The 4,769-nt window shown below is 33.9% G+C and carries 10 protein-coding genes; all 10 read right to left on the minus strand.

Features of this window, described 5'->3' with window-relative positions; all coding sequences use genetic code 11:
- Positions 1 to 209, minus strand: a 209-nt coding sequence (locus K6343_05255) for an NAD(P)/FAD-dependent oxidoreductase (GenBank protein ID MEF3245369.1), incomplete at its 3' end; no start/stop codon positions are given.
- Positions 210 to 219: 10 nt separating this feature from the next.
- Positions 220 to 708: a ferritin family protein gene (locus K6343_05260; protein ID MEF3245370.1), complete on the minus strand. Its 489-nt coding sequence runs from the start codon at positions 706 to 708 to the stop codon at positions 220 to 222.
- Between the two features lie 3 nt (positions 709 to 711).
- Positions 712 to 870, minus strand: coding sequence for a rubredoxin (locus K6343_05265; protein MEF3245371.1), 159 nt, complete (start codon positions 868 to 870; stop codon positions 712 to 714).
- Positions 871 to 881: 11 nt separating this feature from the next.
- Positions 882 to 1,385, minus strand: coding sequence for a rubrerythrin family protein (locus K6343_05270; protein ID MEF3245372.1), 504 nt, complete (start codon positions 1,383 to 1,385; stop codon positions 882 to 884).
- Positions 1,386 to 1,416: 31 nt separating this feature from the next.
- Positions 1,417 to 2,178: a HesA/MoeB/ThiF family protein gene (locus K6343_05275; GenBank protein ID MEF3245373.1), complete on the minus strand. Its 762-nt coding sequence runs from the start codon at positions 2,176 to 2,178 to the stop codon at positions 1,417 to 1,419.
- Entirely contained in the window at positions 2,179 to 2,352 is a 174-nt protein-coding gene (locus K6343_05280) for a YHS domain-containing protein (protein MEF3245374.1), read from the minus strand.
- 1 nt (position 2,353) lies between these two features.
- Entirely contained in the window at positions 2,354 to 2,578 is a 225-nt protein-coding gene (locus K6343_05285; GenBank protein MEF3245375.1) for a MoaD/ThiS family protein, read from the minus strand.
- A 9-nt stretch (positions 2,579 to 2,587) separates the two neighbouring features.
- Positions 2,588 to 3,223: an iron-sulfur cluster assembly scaffold protein gene (locus tag K6343_05290; protein ID MEF3245376.1), complete on the minus strand. Its 636-nt coding sequence runs from the start codon at positions 3,221 to 3,223 to the stop codon at positions 2,588 to 2,590.
- A gap of 1 nt (position 3,224) precedes the next feature.
- Positions 3,225 to 4,379 carry a cysteine desulfurase gene (locus tag K6343_05295; GenBank protein MEF3245377.1) on the minus strand — a complete coding sequence of 385 codons (1,155 nt, stop codon included), beginning with the start codon at positions 4,377 to 4,379 and terminating at the stop codon, positions 3,225 to 3,227.
- A complete protein-coding gene (locus tag K6343_05300; GenBank protein MEF3245378.1) occupies positions 4,376 to 4,681 on the minus strand; it encodes a metal-sulfur cluster assembly factor in 306 nt (101 codons plus the stop codon). Before K6343_05300 ends, K6343_05295 begins: the two co-directional genes overlap by 4 nt.
- Positions 4,682 to 4,769 lie beyond the last annotated feature (88 nt).

Consider the following 4,769-nt stretch of genomic DNA (forward strand, 5'->3'; position numbering starts at 1 on the left):
CTTTCTTCACACCATATCGAATCATAGAAATATAAGTCACGTGCTTTCACTTCTTCTCTAATAACTTCAAATAACTTTGGTCTCGGATAGTAAAGAGTCGTCTCCTCTGAAAAGATATGTATCTCACCTGTAGGATCAAGTTCTCTAATTATTTTTGCTGCAGTAACTCCTGTAACGCCAAGGCCAATAATTGCGTAAACTTTACCCATATACTATCTCCTAAAATGGAAAGAAATCGTTAACTTCCCAAAACTTTTCTTTAAGATCGTTATATTCTTTTGTTAGCATTTCTAAATGTTCTTGTTCCCATTTCATCAATTCTTCGAAAAGATACTTAATCTTGGGGTTTTCAGATTTTTCTGCTTGTTCTTTGTAAAACAAAATTGAATCCCTTTCAAGAATCATACCGGTTGAAATTGCAGAAAATTCAAAGTTCTTTCCTTTTAAATTGTTGAGAAATTCTTCAGAGAATATTCTCTTAAAAGATTGGGTAGGTTTTGAAATTTTTACTTCATATTCACCTTTTTCTTCTAATGCCTTGTAAAGGTCTTTAAGATAAGTAAAGTGCTTCTTCTCTTCTTCAGCAAGGAAATTGAATACGTTTTTTGCTTGGGGATCATCAGTATTCTTGGATGCAGAAGTATAAAGATTAATGCCGTTTAGCTCAACTTCCATAGCACTTTTTAAAACTTCAAAGACATTATTCATAGGCTATATCTCCTCAAACTGATCCTTCGTTGCGCCACATACAGGGCAAGTCCAGTCTTCTGGTAAATCCTCAAACGGTGTGCCAGGTTTAATATCCTGCGTATCATCGCCCATTTCTGGGTCGTAAATGTAACCACAAACAATGCATTTGTATTTTTTCATTTTAACCTCCTTTAAAATTCTTTAAATGAACTTTTTGGTGCTCCACAGATCGGGCACTTATCTGGAGCCTCACCAATAACTGTATACCCGCATACTGGACAAATAGAAATTTTATCAAATTTCACCTCTTCGCCTTTGTCAACTTTTTCCTTTGTAGTTGCATAGAGTTCCCTGTGAATCTTCTCAGCTGAAAGTGCAAAATGAATAGACCTCATTGCTTCTTTTTCATCTTGTAAAGTTGCAATTGCATTGTAAGCAGGATACATCTCCTCAATCTCGAAATTCTCTCCACCCCAAGCGCTTTCCAAATTATGAGAAGTTTCTTTAAGCTCCATTAAAGCCTTGAAATGATTGGTTGCGTGGACCTGTTCCGCATAAGCGATTGCCCTAAAAAGTCTTGCTACATCGTGCAAACCTTCTTTTTCAGCTTGCTCTGCAAAAACAAGATACTTCATGTGTGCTTGAGATTCACCCGCAAAAGCTTCTCTTAAACTCTTTTCAGTCATTTGTCTCATAGCAGCCTCCTTTTAGAAATATTTTAAACTACTATATTATACCACAAACCTTGCAATTTGGGTCTTTTTCTAAATTTATTATTGAAAATTCATTACTTAGCCCATCAAATAAAAAGAGTTTGTTTGTAAGTAATTCTCCTATGCCAAGAGTGAACTTTATAAATTCATTTGCAACAATTGTGCCTGTTATTCCAACGGTAGTGCTTAAAATACCTTGATTTCGATTGTTTTCTGTAATTGATAGTAAAATTTCTTTTTCTTTTTCTGGAAAAACACAGTTAAGGCATGCGGTTTTATGTGGTAAAACAACAAAGACTTGCCCAACAAATCTTCCTACAGCGCCAATAAAAAGAGGTTTGTTTAGCTTTACTGCTGTCTTATTGATAAGATATCTTGTTTCAAAATTATCTGTTGCATCAATGATAGAATCAAATTTTGAAAAAATAATTTCTGCAATTTCTGAATCAGTGAGCCAGGTATTAAAAGTTTCAAATTTTATGTATGGGTTCAGTTTTGAAAGCTTTTCCTTTGCAAGGATAACTTTTTCCTTTCCTAAATCCTCAGTGTTATAAAGAATTTGCCTGTTTAGATTTGATCGACTAACAATATCACCATCGACTATGCCAATCCTGCCTACTCCTATAGCTGCCAAATGTAATAGAATAAAACTACCCAAACCACCTGCACCAACAACTAGTACATTTGATTTTTTTAACTTTTCTTGTCCATCAAGACCAATTTTATCAATTCTTATATGTCTATCGTACTGCTCTAATTCTTCTCTTGTAAACATTTAACACCCTGAATTTTCAGGTTTATTTTGTTTTACAATAAATTTCTCAGGACTTTTTAAAAACTTTTCAAGACACTCTTTTGAGCAAAAATAATATGTAACTCCGTTGTGCTCAAAGGTATCAGTTGCTTCTTCCTTTTCTAAAATCATCTTACAAACAGGGTCTTGCACCATTTTAACCACCTCCTACTGGTGAAAAAACACTTACAACATCACCGTCACTTAATCTTTCATCAAACCAAGCTCTCTTAAGATTTACAAGGATGATGATGTAGTTTCTCTCAACAATGGAAAATCTGTTAAGTAAATCCTCAACAGTTGCACCTTCGTTTAAGTCAACGTATACCTCTTCTGGGCCATATTTTAAATAATCACCGTATAATTTAACTTTTACAGTCATATTAGTTACTCAATTATTAAAAATTATTTTTACTTCGGAAATATCCCATAGATACTGTAACCTTTCTTTAATTTCCTCTTTAATGTTCTCTGAAAATTGGGAATTCTCGTTTAAGTTTAAAATAATTGTAATGGATCCGTTATCTATTGATATAGAATCAATTAACTTGGATTTAACGATGTCAATACCTGTTTCTGGGTTTATCACATGGGATAGTCTCTCAAAAACCTTCTCAAGTGTTGTTGGAGTTTTTTCCTTTAAAAGACCGTTTTTTTCGTAGTAAAGTTCAACTGCAGAATGTAGAGCATCTGCTGCCAAAACAGAGCAATGCACTTTAATAGAAGGCAAACCACCTAAAGCTTCTGCTGCATCTTTCCAGGTGATTTTTTTTGCTTCCTCTAAAGTTTTCCCTTTTACAAGGTCGGTTATAATTGAAGCAGTTGCAATATTGGAAGCACATCCATAAGATTGAAACTTAACATCAACAACTCTATTTGTTTTTGGGTCTATTTTTAGGTAGAGAGTAATCATATCACCACAGGCTGGACTGCCTTCGGTTACCTTTACATCTGCGTCTTCAATTACCCCTACGTTGTGTGGATTTTTGAAATGTTCTATTACAACTTTTGTATAAGGAATTGGCATATTAAGCACCTCCTAAAAGCGGACTTATTCTTCTTAGATCACTAACTATTTCTTTTAATTTTTCAATAGTAAAATCAATTTCCTCTTTAGTATTATATTTAGATAGAGAAAATCTTATTGAACCATGAGCGTCCTCGTGAGTTTTTCCCATTGCAAGTAATACATGGCTTGCTTGTAAATTCTTGCTATAACAAGCTGAGCCAGTTGTAACTGCAATTCCTTCAAAATCTAACCTTAAGGATATCGATTCTCCTTCGATGAACTTAAATGTAAAATTCACTATATGAGGTAAAGAATCAAGCCTATTGCCATTTAACGTTACATCCGGGATATCTGATTCAATACGCTCTATAAGATAATGTTTAAGTTGTTTTATTCTTTCTACATCCGTATCTTTGAAAACCTCAAACGCCTTTCTTGTTCCAATAATAGCCCATGTGTTTTCATGCCCTCCTCTTAGATTAAATTCATTGTATCCACCATCGATGAGTTTCGAAAGTTTTACATCTTCTCTTTTATAAAGAATTCCTATTCCTTTTGGCCCATAAAATTTATGAGGCGAAATCGTTAATAAATCAATGGGTGTTTGAGAAAGGTCAACCTTTACATATGGCACAGCGATTGATGCATCAACATGTAATATTTTTCCTTTTTCTTTTACAATGTCAGCAATTTTTTTTATGTCCTGTAAAGTCCCCACTTCTTGATTAGCAAGTTGAATAGAAACAAGAATTGTAGAATCTCTAATCGCTTCACGTAAAAAATCTAAATCAATCTTGCCAGTATTATCTACAGGAACGTAAGTTATCTCAAAACCTTCTTCTTTAAGACGCTTAAAACTTTCAAGAACTGATATATGCTCAATTGTTGAAGTAATTAAGTGGTTGCCCTTCTTTCTATTTGCATAGGCAAAGCCTTTAATAGCAAGATTGTTTGCTTCAGTTCCTGAGGCTGTAAAAATTATCTCATTCGATTTACCCCCAAGGTAAGTTCCAATATATGACCTTGCTTCTTCAATTTTATCAGCAACTGTTATCCCTAATGTATGAGAAAAAATTGAACTCGGAATTGCATAATAATTTTTGGCAAACTCAACCATCTCTTCTATAACTAAATCATCAGTTTTGGTTGAGGAGGCATTATCAAAATAAATCATGAGTATCCCAACTCCTTTTTTGCTTCATCGCTCATCATGTCTGGATTCCACGGTGGGTCGTAAGTTAATTCAATTTGAACATCCTTAACGCCCTCTAATGATTTCAGAATCATCTCAACATCATTTAGAATATAATTACCCATAGGGCATCCCGGAGCAGTTAAAGTCATTAATACCTTAACTATACCATTTTCTTCGTCAATCTCCAGTTTATAAATTAAGCCTAAATCAACAATGTTTATAGGAATTTCAGGGTCATAAACATTCCTTAATTCATTTAAAATTTCTTCTTTTGTAACCATATTTTTGCCTCCTATTCTTCAGAATAAATCCTTTTCTCTCCTTCTAATTTTCTAATTTCAGTACCATCCTGAGTCACTTCAAGTGTTC

Source organism: Caldisericaceae bacterium (assembly GCA_036574215.1).
GTDB lineage: Bacteria > Caldisericota > Caldisericia > Caldisericales > Caldisericaceae > Caldisericum.